The 15,668-nt window shown below is 66.2% G+C and carries 16 protein-coding genes; 4 read left to right on the top strand and 12 right to left on the bottom strand.

The annotated features are described in order from the left end of the window. Positions 1 to 329: 329 nt before the first annotated feature. The 11 genes from HWX00_RS35185 to HWX00_RS35135 all read right to left on the bottom strand — a co-directional run bounded on the left by HWX00_RS35185 (position 330) and on the right by HWX00_RS35135 (position 8,352). Positions 330 to 1,031, bottom strand: a complete 702-nt coding sequence (locus HWX00_RS35185; protein ID WP_175028994.1) for a hypothetical protein — start codon at positions 1,029 to 1,031, stop codon at positions 330 to 332. A 23-nt stretch (positions 1,032 to 1,054) separates the two neighbouring features. Next, entirely contained in the window at positions 1,055 to 1,240 is a 186-nt protein-coding gene (locus HWX00_RS35180) for a hypothetical protein (protein WP_175028993.1), read from the bottom strand. Positions 1,241 to 1,298: 58 nt separating this feature from the next. Beyond that, complete coding sequence (locus HWX00_RS35175; protein WP_175028992.1) at positions 1,299 to 1,730, bottom strand: single-stranded DNA-binding protein; 432 nt, start codon at positions 1,728 to 1,730, stop codon at positions 1,299 to 1,301. A 205-nt stretch (positions 1,731 to 1,935) separates the two neighbouring features. Continuing rightward, positions 1,936 to 3,264: a virulence-associated E family protein gene (locus tag HWX00_RS35170; RefSeq protein WP_175028991.1), complete on the bottom strand. Its 1,329-nt coding sequence runs from the start codon at positions 3,262 to 3,264 to the stop codon at positions 1,936 to 1,938. Continuing rightward, the gene (locus tag HWX00_RS35165; RefSeq protein WP_175028990.1) at positions 3,254 to 4,057 is read right to left on the bottom strand and encodes a DUF7146 domain-containing protein; all 804 of its coding nucleotides are present in this window, start codon (positions 4,055 to 4,057) and stop codon (positions 3,254 to 3,256) included. Before HWX00_RS35165 ends, HWX00_RS35170 begins: the two co-directional genes overlap by 11 nt. Further along, positions 4,054 to 4,377, bottom strand: coding sequence for a hypothetical protein (locus HWX00_RS35160; protein ID WP_175028989.1), 324 nt, complete (start codon positions 4,375 to 4,377; stop codon positions 4,054 to 4,056). Before HWX00_RS35160 ends, HWX00_RS35165 begins: the two co-directional genes overlap by 4 nt. Beyond that, a complete protein-coding gene (locus HWX00_RS35155) occupies positions 4,377 to 4,661 on the bottom strand; it encodes a helix-turn-helix transcriptional regulator (RefSeq protein ID WP_175028988.1) in 285 nt (94 codons plus the stop codon). The genes HWX00_RS35160 and HWX00_RS35155 overlap by 1 nt, the downstream gene beginning before the upstream one ends. A 102-nt stretch (positions 4,662 to 4,763) precedes the next feature. Beyond that, the gene (locus HWX00_RS35150) at positions 4,764 to 5,459 is read right to left on the bottom strand and encodes a protein kinase (protein WP_175028987.1); all 696 of its coding nucleotides are present in this window, start codon (positions 5,457 to 5,459) and stop codon (positions 4,764 to 4,766) included. 702 nt (positions 5,460 to 6,161) lie between these two features. Beyond that, positions 6,162 to 6,512 (bottom strand): DUF4148 domain-containing protein, encoded by a 351-nt coding sequence (locus HWX00_RS35145; protein WP_034187420.1) that lies wholly within the window; start codon positions 6,510 to 6,512, stop codon positions 6,162 to 6,164. 362 nt (positions 6,513 to 6,874) lie between these two features. Then, positions 6,875 to 7,144, bottom strand: a complete 270-nt coding sequence (locus HWX00_RS35140; protein WP_049033188.1) for a hypothetical protein — start codon at positions 7,142 to 7,144, stop codon at positions 6,875 to 6,877. A 101-nt stretch (positions 7,145 to 7,245) separates the two neighbouring features. After that, positions 7,246 to 8,352, bottom strand: a complete 1,107-nt coding sequence (locus HWX00_RS35135) for a substrate-binding domain-containing protein (protein WP_049033190.1) — start codon at positions 8,350 to 8,352, stop codon at positions 7,246 to 7,248. A 131-nt stretch (positions 8,353 to 8,483) separates the two neighbouring features. On the opposite strand from HWX00_RS35135, the gene HWX00_RS35130 reads away from it, so the two are divergent. Genes HWX00_RS35130 through HWX00_RS35115 form a run of 4 tightly spaced genes read left to right on the top strand, consistent with a single transcriptional unit; the run spans position 8,484 to position 13,786 of the window. After that, positions 8,484 to 8,984, top strand: coding sequence for an NAD(P)H-dependent oxidoreductase subunit E (locus tag HWX00_RS35130; protein ID WP_049033191.1), 501 nt, complete (start codon positions 8,484 to 8,486; stop codon positions 8,982 to 8,984). Further along, positions 8,981 to 10,558 carry a formate dehydrogenase beta subunit gene (locus HWX00_RS35125; protein ID WP_034187416.1) on the top strand — a complete coding sequence of 526 codons (1,578 nt, stop codon included), beginning with the start codon at positions 8,981 to 8,983 and terminating at the stop codon, positions 10,556 to 10,558. The genes HWX00_RS35130 and HWX00_RS35125 overlap by 4 nt, the downstream gene beginning before the upstream one ends. A 17-nt stretch (positions 10,559 to 10,575) precedes the next feature. Continuing rightward, positions 10,576 to 13,527, top strand: a complete 2,952-nt coding sequence (gene fdhF, locus HWX00_RS35120) for a formate dehydrogenase subunit alpha (RefSeq protein ID WP_034187415.1) — start codon at positions 10,576 to 10,578, stop codon at positions 13,525 to 13,527. A gap of 7 nt (positions 13,528 to 13,534) precedes the next feature. Beyond that, positions 13,535 to 13,786, top strand: a complete 252-nt coding sequence (locus HWX00_RS35115; RefSeq protein WP_175028986.1) for a formate dehydrogenase subunit delta — start codon at positions 13,535 to 13,537, stop codon at positions 13,784 to 13,786. 8 nt (positions 13,787 to 13,794) lie between these two features. On the opposite strand, the gene HWX00_RS35110 is transcribed toward HWX00_RS35115, so the two are convergent. Beyond that, positions 13,795 to 15,441, bottom strand: a complete 1,647-nt coding sequence (locus tag HWX00_RS35110) for an FAD-dependent monooxygenase (protein ID WP_175028985.1) — start codon at positions 15,439 to 15,441, stop codon at positions 13,795 to 13,797. Positions 15,442 to 15,668: the final 227 nt, after the last annotated feature.

Here is a 15,668-nt window from a genome sequence, read left to right as displayed (position 1 = left end):
GACACGCGCAGCGTGCCAAGCTCCCCGTAATGCGACGGTCAGATGCCGGTCGCTTCTGCGCGCGCGCCGACCGACTTCGCCGACGCATTTTTGCGTTGGCAATGAAATCAACGGGACTTGGGTCGATGATCGATTTCGGCCGCCTCAATTTTGAGGGCGTTATGGAATCAACGGCTTACATCGACTCGGAGTTCGTGAGCGCAAAATTGCGCGCTGCTACGAAGCATCAGCGATGATTTTGACCGGCTCAAAATTGAGCCGGTAATGGAATCAACGAGTCAACGCACGAACGGCGGCGCGCAGAACGCACGCGCCGCCGATGCACGCCGCTATTCCCCGTAGCCCGCGACTTCGGCCAACAGGTCGCCGTGCGGCCGCGAACGGCGAGTTTCCCACTTCTGACGCGACACGAGGGAGAACAGCGGTTCCAGCGCCGCATCTACGAGCATCCGCGCACGCGATACCAGTTCGTCGCTTGAAATTGACCCGTCATGAACGAGCGCGCGAACGCTACGTTGTGCCTCAGCGATTTTCGCGCGAGCGGCTTTTATTTGGGGCATGTTCGTCGTGACGTTGCCGACGCGAGCGCCCAGCCAGTTTTTCTCCGTGAATACGTCGGTCCGAACTGCGGCACGCAGAAGGTCATCCGCATCCGATAGGTCGTCCAGCGCCTCGCCGACTTCGGGCGGCGCAGTGCGTTCGAGTTCGGTCAAGATGCGCTGCTGCTCGCCTTCGTGCTGCCTCTCCATCATGACAACCCGTGCCGTGGCTTGCTTGTCTGCTCGGTCGGCGTCGCGAAATGCCGTTTGTGCCGCGTCGAGCGCGATGCGCGCGCGAGTTGCTTCCTTCGTCGCAGCCGCCAGTTCGCGTTCGGGGTTCGGCACAGCTTTTAACTCGCGCGCCAGTTCGGCTCGGCGTGCGTCAACCTTGGCGCGCTGTTTCGCCTCAAGTTCGCCGGTGAGACCGGCATCGTTTGCGAGCGCTTCAAGGGCTTCGAGGCGTTCGGGCAAGGGACGCTTCAACGGATTCATAGCGATTCTCCAAAAAAGGCGCGTTAGCGCGGGATCAACACGATGTAACCTTCGGGACGAATTTCGACGCGGTACTTCACAGGGCCGGGCTTTATGACTCGATACAGCGGTTGGCCGCCCGGACTGGGCCAAATGAAAATGCTGTATTCGCCGCGTATCTCGTCAAAATGCAACCGTTCCAAAAGCCGTTTTGGTTCGGAAATTTTCATGAATTCGTACTCCTATTTGTAAAGGTAATACGCCTGTTCGATTCGGTCTGCCCCGCGCCTACAAATCGTCCTGCATGTCCGACGTGTCGCCGCCGTAGAGCGCCGCCGCCTGTCGGGCACCGTCCGTAGCAGGGCGTCTGTTCCCGCGTTCGTCTCCGTCGTTCGCACCTTGCACGGCGGCGCGCTTACGCTTGACGTGATAGGCACTCAGAACCGCATGCGCGACCATATCGAGCGCCGGTTTAGCGTCGCCGTTGCGGTCGGTCCAAACCTTCGGGGTCAGCGTACCGGCCAGCGCGACGGAATCGCCGTCATCGAGCGCCAACAGGGCGGCCTTCGCGCCGTCCGAGAACGCAATCACGTTTACGAAAAGCGCTTCGCCGTCGCCTGCGGGTACGCGCACTTTTGCCGTGACGAAGGGGCGGCCGCTCGGGCCGGTCCGTTCGCCCGGCTTGCCGTACAGCTTGCCGCTTGCCAATGCATCGAGCATTTCGCCACCTCATGAAAGTCGTGATGTTGTCAGGTGTACCCGGTGTACCCGGTGAAGCCTTTTCCCTATACGCGCCACGCGCGCGCGCCTGCTGCATCTTTCTTCTTCTGTATTGCTACGGAAATATGGGTTCACTGGGTTCACCGGATCTCGACAAGCCTTATCCGTAGCGGGTTTCAGCGGTGAGCCCACTCTCCGGAAAGATTCACGCGGTGGGTTCACTGGATTCACCCTTGCTCCACACCTTGCCCGTGTTCAACCTGCGCGACACGTAGCCGAATTCACGCAGGGCGTTCGCGATGTGGCGCAGTTCGGTTGCGTCACGGCTTGTGCTCGTGCGCCCCGTCATGGCAACGAAAACATCGGCGGTCTTGACTTCCGTGACGGTCGGGCGGTTTTCCAGATACGCGCCAACATGGTCGAGCCACGGGTTTTGCACCGTGCGCGCGCTCACCTCGTGCGCTGCCTGCGCCCGCATGGCGTCATCCTCAATCCACCACACCTCGCCATCGCGGAATGCGGCGACCGCCTCGGCAAGCAGTTGCGCGCGGTCTGCCGTCAACGCGGCGATGTCACACGCCCTGACCGGTACGGGCCAGAAGCGTCGACCACCCGTTTCATCGCGGAGATAGGTTCCTTCGCCGTCGCGGTTGCACGTGCCGACCATCACGAACTGGCGCGGCTGATAGACCTGCTCGCGCCCGTAGGCCGGACGGAACGCGTCTTCGCTGCGACTGAGGAACGCTTTGACGGCGTTCGCCTCATGTTTGCGCAGGCCGACGATTTCGCTGTTTTCGAGCAGCCACACGCCCGCGACCGTCTCGCCTGTCTGGCGGGCATCGTCCATGTCCGGCACGGCGTCCGAATAAAATTCATCACCCGCCAGCGCGCGCACCGTGCGCGACTTGCCGATGCCCTGCGGGCCTTCCAGCACCAGCATGTGATCGGCCTTGCAGCCGGGACGAAATACGCGCGCAACCGCTGAAATCAGGAAGCGCCGCCCGACCTCGCGCACATAGGGCGTATCGTCCGCGCCGCAGTAGGTCGCAAGCCACGCGTCGAGGCGCTTCACGCCGTCCCATTCGAGCGCGTCGAGCCATTCGCGCAGCGGATGAAAGCGGTTGCGTTCAGCGTGCGTGTGTACCGCGTCCACCGCGTGTTCCTTCGCCGCCGTCAGCATGTAGCGGCGTTCGATATACGCGCGCAGGTTCGTTGTGTCCGCATCGGTCCAGTACGGCGACGGCGCGACCTCCCACGGGCGCGCACTCGCGATGACGACGCGGCGCTTCATTTCGTCGTAGCGAACCAGCCCGCGAAGCGCCGGGTCTTCCGCCAACACGTCGAGAAGTTGATGCATCGTCGCGCGCGAGAATTTGCCGGCATGGGCGGTTTCGCGTGCGGCCGAAACGTGCGAATCGGCCGTCGCGCCATCGGGCACCGGCTCAGCTTTTGCAATGTGCGTGCCGCTCGCGATAGCACGCCGCACGGCCTCCGCGCCGCCGCTTACGGCAAGGTCGTTCAGGTCACGCCCCATAGCTCACCTCTACAACTTCGCGGCCCGCGTTGGACCAGCGTTGCGCGCACGCAGCGGCGGCGGCCTTGCCCGCCGGGTCATCGTCGGCAGCGACGGTCAGCGATTCAATGCCAGCCAGCACCGGCAGTGCCTTCAGGTTGCCTGCATCGATGCAGGCCCAAACCGGCACGTAGCCGTGCGCGAGCGAAAGCGCCGTTTCGATACCTTCCGCGACGGCGAGTCCGGTCGACACTGCGTCATCGGGCCACAAGCGAATCACGCCGCCTTGTTTGCGATGCCTGCCGAGCAGCAAGCGCGGCGGGTCAACGTCAGCCTTGCGGCCATCGGTCCGAATCCATGTTTTGTGCAAGGTCATGGGTTCGCGCGTTACCGCGTGCGTCACGAGCCCGACGAGCGCCGGGCCGGCATAGCCGTTCGGATGCTTCAGCGACGGATGCCAGCGCAAATCGCCATCGGCGGGCGGAATGCGGCAGTGCCGAGCGTTGAGATAGGCCAGCGCTTCGCAGGAAACGGCGCGACACGCGCTCCAAAGGTCGCGCCCATAATCGGACAGGGAGCGATGCTTCGCGGACGGCGTAACGACCGGAATGCGTGCCATGCTATGCGTCGAGCCGCAAACGCCGCGTTCGGGGCGGTACGTTTCCGTGAAGCCGCAACGGAAACAGTGCGCGACGCCCGCGCCGCTCGCGTCGACAGTTACGCCGAGCGTTTTATCGCGCTCGCCGCGACCGCAAACGGGGCAGCGCACGCGGGAATTGCCCGCTCCGTAACTGCTCCACGCAATCGCGTTCATACCGCCTCCCGCGATTTCAGCCAACGGGCAACCTTGCGGCGGTCGGTCGTCGTGAGGTGATAGACGCCGCGCTGCACTTCGATACCATCACGGTCGATGCAAGCGACGCGCACGCAGGGCAAGGCGAGTCCCTTTGCGCGCAGGCCCGCGATGAGGTCCGGGCCGTTGCTGCACCCCACGTAGCCATCTAATTCCTCACGCGGCATCGGGCGGCGTTGCAGCACGGTCAATGCGCGAAGCTGACGGGGGTTAGCGGTTCCGGTAAACTCGCTTTGACGTTTGGCGCTCGATTCGGCTTTGCTGGGTCGGGCGTTTTTCATTATCGGCCCCCGGTCATCGTTGCCGCATCGATATCGGTGCGATAGCCGACCGGGTCCGCGAACCAGCGGTGAATCTCTCGGTTCGACCACACGGAGCACCGCAAGGACAGACGGAACCGACGCGGGAAACGACCTTCGATTTCGCGCTTGCGCAACGTTTCGCGGCTGAAGGGCAGAAAGTTACGCAGCTCGTTCCAACGGCAGAAGCCGTCCAACGGGAGGGAGCCGATATCTCGAACAAGTGCGCCATCGGCGCGCGCTGGGTGTACTTCTTTCGCCACCATGCTCAACCTCGCAAAGAGTTGTTAAACATGGGGCCATTCTTGACAGTCGCCGAACGGCGGGCACCGCATCTGCGGCGACCGTTGCCGCAGTTGCGGTATGTGTCAGGACGCGTTCACGCTCCTTTTCGCCGCTGCGAATTTTTCTTCAAGCGTTCGCGCTGATATGCCGGGCTTACCCTCATGATGAGCAAGCAGCGCGGAAATCACCGCCGCCTGACTTGCAAACGACGAGTGCGGCTTTCCGGCGGGGGACTTTCCTAGCAGCAGCGCGAGCAGCGCACCAATAATGTTCAGGAAAGTTGTTTCGGCCCGCGCACTTGGCTCACCGGATGCCGTTGGGTGCGCATCGAAATTGTCGACCATCGCGCGTAGCGAGTTACGTTCGGCCTCGATGAGAGCAATCCGTTCGCTTGCCTCACGAAGACGCTCGTTCGCTTCGGCAAGTTGGTGCGTTTTTGCTTCGTGAGACGCCTGAAGCGTCCGGTACGCTTCAGCGCTGATACCTGCGTGGGTGTCGCGTTCAAGCTCATCAAACAGAAATGCAGGACGCTCGGACGGCGCAATTTCCTTGGCCCATTCCTTCAAGGCGAGCCCGTGGACGTGACGACGCTCATAGGCGACGTGTTCGTCGACCTTCCTTCCGTCCTCTCGACAAGCCGCCAGCATGCCGGAATCGATTGCGGCGTGTATTGCCCGAATGCGCGGCTCAAGACACTTCAGGTATGGATGCCGCAGAATCGCCCTGCTAAGAGCGTTGCTCTGACCAATCGACACTGCGCGACCAAGCTCCTCGTTCACGTCCTCAGCGGGTACGCCGCACCATAAGGCAGCCGCAACGGGAACAGCGTAGACGGCGTAGCAAGCTTGGACCGTTGCACAACTGTCGTTCTCCCACGGTCGCTTCATACTACTTCCCCCTCCTTTTTCGACAAGCCAAAAAAGCGAAACCGCGCCTGTACGCTAAGCGGCCCGTAGTGGGTCAATCAGGTTAGGCGCGGTTGATCTACAGGTCGCGTATGCTCGGCAACCATGGTGAAGGATTGTAGATCGGAACGCCGTTTTTTCGTACAAAAGCACGCTGCTGCCCCGCGCCGCTGGCAAGGCGACCGCCAACGGGCGTCATCTGGGGGTTCTTTTGGGGGTTTTTTTCACTGCGCCGAGCATCAGATCATTACCTGACAAAGTGGAGCGACCCGAATAGGATTGTCGCCGCCCCACCAAATTCCGCGCTCGTCGCACGAACCCCGCATGACGCAAGTCTGCGGGGTTTTTTGTTGCCGGCGAAACGCATGCCTCCCTCTCCTGCCGAAAAAGCGCCCAGCCACTGACGGACGGACGGGCGGCCGGGCGGAATGCCGCCGGTACTCCGGCGGCAGGAGGTGACGGATGGTCGGCCGCCCCCGCGCAGTCACTCGCTGCGCCTGACGGCGGCCAGCCCGGCTACCGCGGCCCCGGCCACGACGCGTCGTCGCGACCGGTTCGCGCCGGGCGACGCGCGGCTCAACTGCCGCGATACAGCGACTTCATTTCTTCAGCGCTGGCGGGACGCACGCCCATCGCACGCGAACCCGATGCCGATGCGCCCTGCGCCTGTGCGCCGTAGCCGCTGACGTCGGCGCCTTGCGCTTGCGCCAGCGCACGCTGCTGCTCTGCAACCCGGGCCGTCGCGGCCTGGATCGCTTCCGGATAATGCGGATCTTCGCCGCGGGCGGAGTTGTAACCGGCCTGCTGGAGCTGGACCAGTTCGGCACGAACCTGCGCGCGGGTGATCGTCGAGCCCGACTGGGCGAACGACACGACCGGGGCAACGAGCGCAGCGGCAACGACGACGGCTTGAACGAGCGACTTCATGATGACCTACCTCCAGATTTGTCTGTGTTCGCGGTGAACACCTTGTTCATCGCTGACAAACCGAAGTTTATGTAGGCAGATGCTTAAGAATAAGGCAGGTTTCTGGAAGACATCCTTCCTGAATTACGGGTTAACCCTAGATCAATGAGCGGGATGGCCAGACGTGCGTACGGCGGCTCCGCCCGGCACCCCGTTGGATGCGGGCCCGTCGAAAAGCACGAGCCCCGCAAAGCGGTAACGCTTTGCGGGGCTCGACCACCATCAGGCCTGGAATCGACGCTCGTCCACCCGGTGGTCAGATGATGGGCAGTCGTGCGAAAGCACGGCGCCTCACCCCGGGCACAAACGCGCCGGTCAGCGCATTACTGGGTATCCATCGGGCACTTCAGGTTGCAGCCGTTCGGGTCACCCAGGTCGCCCTTGCGGCGCAACGCCGACTTCTTGCCGCCCTGGTATTTCTGCGATGGCGCCGACGCCGCGAACGGCATCTGCGGATGCTCGTTCAAACGAAACTGTTCGCTCAGGATGCCGCCCGGCACACCCGGGGAATTCTGCGCGGACGCAAACGGCGAAACGACGACCAGCAGCCCCGCGGTCAACGCTGCCGCGGCGTGGGGAACGGAAAATTTCATGGCGGAATGACGCCTGAACGGCGTGCTTGTTGGAACGTTGATCAAGCGCCAAGCGTAGCGCAAATCCCCCGCTGTTGCAGCGCGACCCGATCGCGTCCCCGTTACCGGGAATTGCCGTGCCGCGCCTGCGCGCCGTCGTCGCCGGCCAGCCCGGCCGCGATGCCCGTCAGCGTGCCGCACGCGGCCGGATCGTAGCCGTCCAGATGCGCGACGCGCTCGACGAAACGTGCGTCGCGCAGCAGCGCCAGTACGCCGGCGAGCGGCCGGGCGTCGAGCCGCGCACGTTCGCATGCGAAGTAATAGTCCTCGTCGACGACCGGGATGAAGTCGAGCCCGAAATGATGCGCGGCCGGCTCGACGCCGAAGCCGAGATCGGCCATCCCGCTCGCGACGAATGCCGCGATCGCCGAATGCGTGAGCTCGGCCGATGCATAGCCGTCGACGCGCTCCGGATCGATGCCGATCGCACGCAGCGCGAGGTCCAGCAACATGCGCGTGCCCGACCCCGGCTGCCGGTTGACGAAGCGGATGTCGTTGCGCGCGAGATCCGCGAGACCGCGGACCTGCTTCGGGTTGCCACGCGGCACGAACAGCCCCTGTTGACGACGCGTCAGGTGGATCAGCACGTGGCGCGTGTCGTCGAGCCACGGCCGGTAGATCTGCGCGCACTGCGCGCGGAACGCGCCGCGCGGCAGATGGAAGCCCGCCAGGTCGCATTCGCCGCGCGAGAGCGCCTGTACGGCCTCGATGCTCTCGCGATACTTGATGTCGACGGCCGCCTGCGCATCGACGAGCGCGGAGACGAGCGTCGCGACCGCGTAGCCGTGCGACGCATGGATGCGCACGGCGCCGTCGCGCTGCGCGAGCCGCCGGTTCAGGTCGCTCGCCACTTCGGCCGCCAGCGTGCGCAAATTCCCGTCGAGCCGGCTGCGCGCGAGGCGCTGCGCATCGACGACCGCCTGCCCGAGCGCCGACAGCGTCGAGCCCTTGCCGCGTGCCGTTTCGATCAACTCGCCGCCGATGCACGCTTCCAGCGCGCGGAGCATGCCCCACGCGTGCCGGTACGACAGCCCCTTGGCCTGTGCCGCCTGCGCAATGCTGCCCGTGTCGGCCACGAGTTCGAGCAACGGCGCGACGTCCGACAGGCTGGCCGACCGGCCTTCCGTGTCGCGTACGGTCAGATACGCGTCGCATTCGATCCGAATCAATTATGCACTCCGATTTCCTATTGCGACCGCGGAATGTTCCGCTTATGGTTGATAAAAATCAATCAGAACGAAGTCGAGATGCGCACTATATGAACTGCAAGCGCATATGAGATTTTGGAGGAGCATAACCGATGTCCCCGAATTCCCCTGCGCCCGACGCGCTCGTCGAGCGTCATGCGCGCGCCGGCCGGTCGCTCGTCGCGATCCTGCACGCGATCCAGGACGACGCGGGCTACGTGCCGCCGGGTTGCGTCGCACCGCTCGCCAAGGCACTCAACCTGTCGCGTGCGGAAGTCCACGGCGTACTGACTTACTACCATCACTTCCGCACCGCGCCGCCCGCGCGCGTGACGATCCAGATGTGCCGCGCCGAAGCGTGCCGCAGCATGGGTGGCGAAACGCTCGCCGCCCATGCGGAGGCGCGCACGGGCTGCCGGTTCGACGCGGCACACGGCGATGCCGCCGCTGCGCGCGCGCCGGACGCCGTCGCGCTCGAATCGGTGTACTGCCTCGGATTGTGCGCGCAGTCGCCGTCGCTGACGGTCAACGGCGTGCTGCACGCGAAGGTCACGCCGGAGAAATTCGACGCGTTGCTCGCCGACGCGGTCGCCCACTCGCAGGAGGCCGCATGACGACCCGCATCTACGTTCCACGCGATTCGTCCGCGCTGGCGCTCGGCGCGGACGCGCTCGCCGCCGCGATCGTCGCGGAGGCCGAACGGCGCGGCGTCGCGATCGAACTGGTCCGCAACGGCTCGCGCGGGCTGCTGTGGCTCGAGCCGCTCGTCGAGATCGGCACGGCCGCGGGCCGCGTCGGCTATGCAAACCTGTCGGCCACCGACGTGCCCGCGCTGTTCGACGCCCACTGGCTCGAGGGCGGCACGCACCCGAGCAGCGTCGGCCTCGTCGACGCACTGCCCTATCTCGCGCGCCAGCAGCGCCTCACGTTCGCGCGGATCGGCCTGACCGACCCGCTGTCGATCGACGACTACCTGCGGTACGAAGGACTCGCCGGCCTGAAGAACGCACTGTCGCTCGACGGCGACGCCGCCTGCGAGACGCTGATCGAATCGGGGCTGCGCGGCCGCGGCGGCGCGGCGTTCCCGGCCGGCATCAAGTGGCGCACCGTGCGGCACGCGCACGCCGCGCAGAAATACATCGTCTGCAACGCGGACGAAGGCGATTCGGGCACGTTCTCCGACCGCCTGATCATGGAGTGCGATCCGTACTGCCTGATCGAAGGGATGATCATCGCGGGCATCGCGACGGGCGCGACGGTCGGCTACATCTACGTGCGCAGCGAATACCCGCACGCGATCGCGACACTCGAAGCCGCGATCGTCCGCGCGCGCGAAGCCGGCTGGCTCGGCGAGCACGTGCTCGGCTCCGCGCACGCGTTCGAGCTGCACGTCGCGAAAGGCGCGGGCTCGTACGTGTGCGGCGAGGAAACCGCGCTGCTCGAATCGCTCGAGGGCAAGCGCGGCGTCGTGCGCGCGAAGCCGCCGCTGCCGGCGCTCGCGGGCCTGTTCGGCCAGCCGACCGTCATCAACAACGTGATCACGCTCGCGACGGCGCCGGTGATCTTCGCGCGCGGCGCGGCGTTCTACCGCGACTACGGGATGGGCCGCTCGCGCGGCACGCTGCCGTTCCAGCTGGCGGGCAATATCCGTCAAGGCGGCCTCGTCGAACTCGCGTTCGGCGTCACGCTGCGCGAACTGCTGTTCGACTTCGGCGGCGGCACGGCCAGCGGCCGGCCCGCTCGCGCCGCGCAAGTCGGCGGCCCGCTCGGCACCTACCTGCCCGACCATCAGTGGGACGTGCCGCTCGACTACGAGGCGTATGCGGCGATCGGCGCGGTCGTCGGTCACGGCGGCATCGTGCTGCACGACGACACCTCGAACCTCGCCGAACTGGCCGAATACGCGATGAAGTTCTGCGCGATCGAATCGTGCGGCAAGTGCACGCCGTGCCGGATCGGCTCGACGCGCGGTGTCGAGACGATCGCACGCATCCGCGACGGCGACACGTCGGAGCGTCAGGTCACGCTGCTGCGCGACCTGTGCGACACGATGCTGGCCGGCTCGCTGTGCGCGATGGGCGGCATGACGCCGTACCCGGTGCTGTCCGCGCTCGACCATTTCCCCGAAGATTTCGGGCTCGCTGCCGGCAAGGATGCCGCAGCGGGTCCGGTCAAGGCCGCGGCCTGACCCAGAAGGAGCCCTGCATGTCCCTCGACACGAACAACGTCCGCCAAGGCGGCTGCGGCTCGGGCCAATGCGCGTGCAAGAGCGCCGCTCAGGCGCGTGCCCGCGATCCGTTCGACGATACCGACTACGGCACGCCGCAACGGCATGCCGACACCGACGTCACGCTCGAAATCGACGGCCAGCCGGTGACGGTGCCGGCCGGCACATCGGTGATGCGCGCGGCGATCGAGGCCGGCGTCAACGTCCCGAAGCTCTGCGCAACCGATTCGCTCGAGCCGTTCGGCTCGTGCCGGCTGTGTCTCGTCGAGATCGAAGGCCGGCGCGGTTATCCGGCGTCGTGCACGACACCCGCAGAAGCCGGCATGAAGGTGCGCACGCAGTCGGACCGGCTGCAGTCGCTGCGTCGCAACGTGATGGAGCTGTACATCTCCGACCATCCGCTCGACTGCCTCACCTGCCCCGCCAACGGCGACTGCGAATTGCAGGACATGGCGGGCGTGGTCGGGCTGCGCGAAGTGCGCTACGGCTTCGACGGCGCGAATCACCTGAAGGACCGCAAGGACGAATCGAATCCGTATTTCACGTACGACCCGTCGAAGTGCATCGTCTGCAACCGCTGCGTCCGCGCATGCGAGGAAACGCAGGGCACGTTCGCCCTGACGATCGCCGCGCGCGGTTTCGAATCGCGTGTCGCCGCGGGCGAAAGCGAATCGTTCATGGCATCGGAATGCGTGTCGTGCGGCGCGTGCGTCGCCGCATGCCCGACGGCCACGCTGCAGGAAAAATCCGTCGTGCAGCTCGGGCAGGCCGAACACTCGGTCGTCACGACCTGCGCGTACTGCGGTGTCGGCTGCTCGTTCAAGGCCGAGATGAAGGGCACGCAGGTCGTGCGCATGACGCCGCACAAGAACGGCCTCGCCAACGAAGGCCACGCGTGCGTGAAGGGACGTTTCGCCTGGGGCTACGCGACGCACAAGGACCGCATCACGAAGCCGATGATCCGCGAGAAGATCACCGACCCGTGGCGCGAAGTGAGCTGGGACGAAGCCCTCACGTATGCGGCTACGCAATTCCGCAAGCTGCAGCAGAAGTACGGCCGTGACTCGATCGGCGGCATCACGTCGTCGCGCTGCACGAACGAGGAAACCTATCTCGTGCAGAAGCTCGTGCGTGCCGCGTTCGGCAACAACAACGTCGATACCTGCGCGCGCGTGTGCCATTCGCCGACCGGCTATGGTCTCAAGACGACGCTCGGCGAATCGGCCGGCACGCAGACGTTCGCCTCGGTCGGCCAGGCCGACGTGATCGTCGTGATGGGCGCGAACCCGACCGACGGCCACCCGGTGTTCGGCTCGCGGATGAAGCGCCGCGTGCGCGAAGGCGCGAAGCTGATCGTGATCGACCCGCGCCGCATCGACGTCGTCGACGGCCCGCACGTGAAGGCCACGCACCACCTGCAACTGCGCCCCGGCACCAACGTCGCGATCGTCAACGCGCTCGCGCACGTGATCGTCACGGAGGGGCTCGTCGCCGACGCCTTCGTCGCCGAACGCTGCGATACCCGCGCATTCGAGCAATGGCGCGAATTCGTGTCGCGCGACGAGAATTCGCCGGAGGCCACCGCCGACGTGACGGGCGTGCCGGCCGAACGCGTGCGCGAAGCCGCGCGCCTCTATGCGACGGGCGGCAACGCGGCGATCTATTACGGGCTGGGCGTCACCGAACACGCGCAAGGCTCGACGACGGTGATGGGCATCGCGAACCTCGCGATGGCGACCGGCAACATCGGCCGCGAGGGCGTCGGCGTCAATCCGCTGCGCGGCCAGAACAACGTGCAGGGTTCGTGCGACATGGGCTCGTTCCCGCACGAACTGCCCGGCTACCGGCACATCAGCGACGCGGTCGTGCGCGCGCAGTTCGAGCAGGCGTGGTCGGCCACGCTGCAACCGGAACCGGGGCTGCGCATCCCGAACATGTTCGACGCGGCGCTCGACGGCAGCTTCAAGGGGCTCTACTGCCAGGGCGAGGACATCGTCCAGTCGGACCCGAACACGCAGCACGTGGCGGCCGCGCTGTCGGCGATGGAATGCATCGTCGTGCAGGACATCTTCCTGAACGAGACCGCGAAATATGCGCACGTGCTGCTGCCGGGTTCGACGTTCCTCGAGAAGGACGGCACGTTCACGAACGCCGAGCGCCGCATCTCGCGCGTGCGCAAGGTGATGCCGCCGCTCGCGGGCTACGCGGACTGGGAAGTGACGCTGCTGCTGTCGCAGGCGCTCGGCTACGACATGCACTACACGCATCCGTCGGAAATCATGGACGAGATCGCGCGGCTCACGCCGACCTTCTCGGGCGTGTCGTACGAGAAGCTCGACGCGCTCGGCAGCATCCAGTGGCCGTGCAACGAGCACGCGCCGGACGGCACGCCGACCATGCACATCGACGCATTCGTGCGCGGCAAGGGCCGGTTCGTGATCACCAAGTTCATTCCGACACCGGAGAAGGTCACGCAGCGCTATCCGCTGATCCTGACGACGGGCCGCATCCTGTCGCAATACAACGTCGGCGCGCAGACGCGCCGGACCGAAAATGTCCGGTGGCACGAAGAGGACCGCCTCGAGATCCATCCGCACGACGCCCAGGATCGCGGGATCCGGACCGACGACTGGGTCGGCATCGAATCGCGCGCCGGGCAGACGGTGCTGCGCGCGCTCGTGACGGAGCGCATGCAGCCGGGCGTCGTATACACGACGTTCCACTTCCCGGAATCGGGCGCGAACGTGATCACGACCGACAGTTCCGACTGGGCGACGAACTGCCCCGAATACAAGGTGACGGCCGTGCAGGTGCTGCCGGTCGCGCAACCGTCCGACTGGCAGCGTGCGTATGCGCGTTTCAACGCGGAGCAGATCGACCTGCTCGAGCGCCGCGCGGCCACGCCCGACACCGTGACGACAGGCAAGTGAGGCAGCGATGGATCAAGGACACCTGATCGACATGGCCAACCAGATCGGCGCATTCTTCGAATCGATGCCCGATCGCGACGAAGCGCTGGCCGGCATCGCCGACCATCTCCGGCGCTTCTGGGAACCGCGGATGCGCCGCGCGTTGCTCGCCGCGCTCGACGATCCGTCGAGCGAAGGCGCGCAACGCGCGGCACCGATCGTGCGCGACGCGGTCGCCGCGCATCGGGCCTCGCTCGCGCCCGCCGCCGCGAGCGTCTGACCGCACCGCTACGCGGACTGCGTCATGCCCGCGAACCAGGTTTCGCAGTGGCGCAGCAGCGCGTTCGCGTCGGTTGCCGTGCGCCCGCGCACGGCAACATAACCGTCGGGCCGCAACAGGTAGAACGACGGCCGCGAGCGGCCGTATTCCTGCGCCAGGCCGGCGGCGCCATCGCCTGCGGCATCGGTGACGCGCCACGCGCGCACCGCTTCCGGCATGATCCGTTCGAGCCCCTGCACGAGCGCCCGCGCGTCGGCCGGCATCGGCGGCACCTCGCCGGTATCGGCATCCGCCGGTTCTTCCAGCAGCAACAGCGTGAAGCTCGCCGGATCGTGAAGATCGTATAACCGCGCCGTCCCCGGTGCGCGGCCGAGCGGCCCGTCGAGCACATGCACGAGTGCATCGGGTGCCCGCTCGCCCGCGCGCGGGCCGCCGTCGAGCACGCGCTCGAGCGTGAGCGGACTTTTCCGGTACTGCACGCCGAGCTCGCTGACCGTGCGCCGCACCGCGTCGCGCATCGGCCCGAACGACGCCAGCAGCGGTACGACATGATCGCGCAGCAGCCGCATCGCACCGCGCTCGGCTTCGACCATCTGCGTGACGAATCCGGTCTGCCGCAACACGTCGCGCTCGATCGGATGGCGTTCCGCGTGGTACGTGTCGAGCAGCCGCTCGGGCGTGCCGGCGCCCAGCACGCGCGCAAGCTTCCAGCCGAGATTGAACGCTTCCTGGATGCCGGTGTTCATGCCCTGCGCGCCGGCCGGGCTGTGGACGTGCGCGGCGTCGCCCGCGAAAAAGACGCGGCCGTGACGCAACCGGTCGACCATCCGGCTATGCAGGTGAAAATAGGACGACCACGCGAGATCGCTCGGGGAGATCGACACGCCGGCACGGTGACGCACGATCGCGTCGCACTCCGCGAGCGTCGGCGTCGGCGCATCGGACGACGCGTCGCTGCCGGGCGGACGGTCGGCCACGAGCCGGTAACGGCCGTCGCCCATCGGAAACAGGCCGGCCATGCCGTCGGACGACGTGAACAGGTGGATCTCTTCGTCCGGCCAGTCGGGGATCGCCGCGAAATCGGCAAGCAGGAACGTCTGTTCGAACGCCTGCCCGGCAAAGCCCAGGCCGAGCAGATGCCTGACCGTGCTGTGCGCGCCGTCCGCCGCGATCAGGTACGACGGCGCGAACGACTCGTCGCGGCCGTCCGCGTGGCGGATCGACACGTCGAGCAACGTGCCGCCCGCGTCGCACGCGGTCAGCGTCGCGCCGCGCTCGACCGTCACGCCGAGCTGCGCCAGGTGTTCGGCCAGCAGGCGCTCGGTGATGCTCTGATCGAGAAACAGCAGATACGGATAGCGCGTTTGCAGCGGATCGAAATCGAGCCGCGCGATCTCGCGGCCGTCGGCATGCAGCGCGGCCGCATGCGCGCGATGACCGAGCGCGAGAAACGGTTCGACCGCGCGATGCTGCTCCAGCAGCTCGAGCGTGCGCGCCTGGATGCCGATCGCGCGCGAATACGGCGCGGGCGCCGCGAGACGATCGATGATGCGCACCGGCACGCGGGCCCGCGCGAGGCTCATCGCCGCGGCGAGACCGGTCGGCCCCGCGCCGACGATCAGCACGGGCGGGATATCGGACAGTGTGTCAGCCATGAGAACCTCGATGACACGCGACCCTGCCAGTCTACGCCGCTCCGCGTGACGGGGCCATATGCCGACCGGCCGACCGGCGCCCCGTTACTATCTTCACGCCCCGATTGTCGGGGCTTTGGCCAGCCAGGCCCGGCATGATTCTCGCCCCCAGTCGCAGTCATGATCCGGGGGGTGTTGTCACCGGGCCTGGTGGGTGGCTGGTGATCGCTGATAGGGGTTTGGCCGGG

It is taken from the genome of Burkholderia seminalis DSM 23518 (assembly GCF_902832885.1).
Classification (GTDB): Bacteria; Pseudomonadota; Gammaproteobacteria; order Burkholderiales; family Burkholderiaceae; genus Burkholderia; species Burkholderia seminalis.
This window is presented reverse-complemented; position numbering and strand designations above follow the sequence as displayed.

Excerpts from the sequence above, each read along its gene's own strand:
- HWX00_RS35145 (WP_034187420.1), bottom strand. The coding sequence starts at position 6,512 with ATGAAGTCGCTCGTTCAAGCCGTCGTCGTTGCCGCTGCGCTCGTTGCC.
- HWX00_RS35155 (WP_175028988.1), bottom strand. The coding sequence starts at position 4,661 with ATGGTGGCGAAAGAAGTACACCCAGCGCGCGCCGATGGCGCACTTGTT.
- HWX00_RS35185 (WP_175028994.1), bottom strand. The coding sequence starts at position 1,031 with ATGAATCCGTTGAAGCGTCCCTTGCCCGAACGCCTCGAAGCCCTTGAA.
- HWX00_RS35130 (WP_049033191.1), top strand. The coding sequence starts at position 8,484 with ATGTCCCCGAATTCCCCTGCGCCCGACGCGCTCGTCGAGCGTCATGCG.
- HWX00_RS35160 (WP_175028989.1), bottom strand. The coding sequence starts at position 4,377 with ATGAAAAACGCCCGACCCAGCAAAGCCGAATCGAGCGCCAAACGTCAA.
- HWX00_RS35180 (WP_175028993.1), bottom strand. The coding sequence starts at position 1,240 with ATGAAAATTTCCGAACCAAAACGGCTTTTGGAACGGTTGCATTTTGAC.
- fdhF (WP_034187415.1), top strand. The coding sequence starts at position 10,576 with ATGTCCCTCGACACGAACAACGTCCGCCAAGGCGGCTGCGGCTCGGGC.
- HWX00_RS35175 (WP_175028992.1), bottom strand. The coding sequence starts at position 1,730 with ATGCTCGATGCATTGGCAAGCGGCAAGCTGTACGGCAAGCCGGGCGAA.
- HWX00_RS35115 (WP_175028986.1), top strand. The coding sequence starts at position 13,535 with ATGGATCAAGGACACCTGATCGACATGGCCAACCAGATCGGCGCATTC.
- HWX00_RS35165 (WP_175028990.1), bottom strand. The coding sequence starts at position 4,057 with ATGAACGCGATTGCGTGGAGCAGTTACGGAGCGGGCAATTCCCGCGTG.
- HWX00_RS35110 (WP_175028985.1), bottom strand. The coding sequence starts at position 15,441 with ATGGCTGACACACTGTCCGATATCCCGCCCGTGCTGATCGTCGGCGCG.
- HWX00_RS35170 (WP_175028991.1), bottom strand. The coding sequence starts at position 3,264 with ATGGGGCGTGACCTGAACGACCTTGCCGTAAGCGGCGGCGCGGAGGCC.
- HWX00_RS35140 (WP_049033188.1), bottom strand. The coding sequence starts at position 7,144 with ATGAAATTTTCCGTTCCCCACGCCGCGGCAGCGTTGACCGCGGGGCTG.
- HWX00_RS35125 (WP_034187416.1), top strand. The coding sequence starts at position 8,981 with ATGACGACCCGCATCTACGTTCCACGCGATTCGTCCGCGCTGGCGCTC.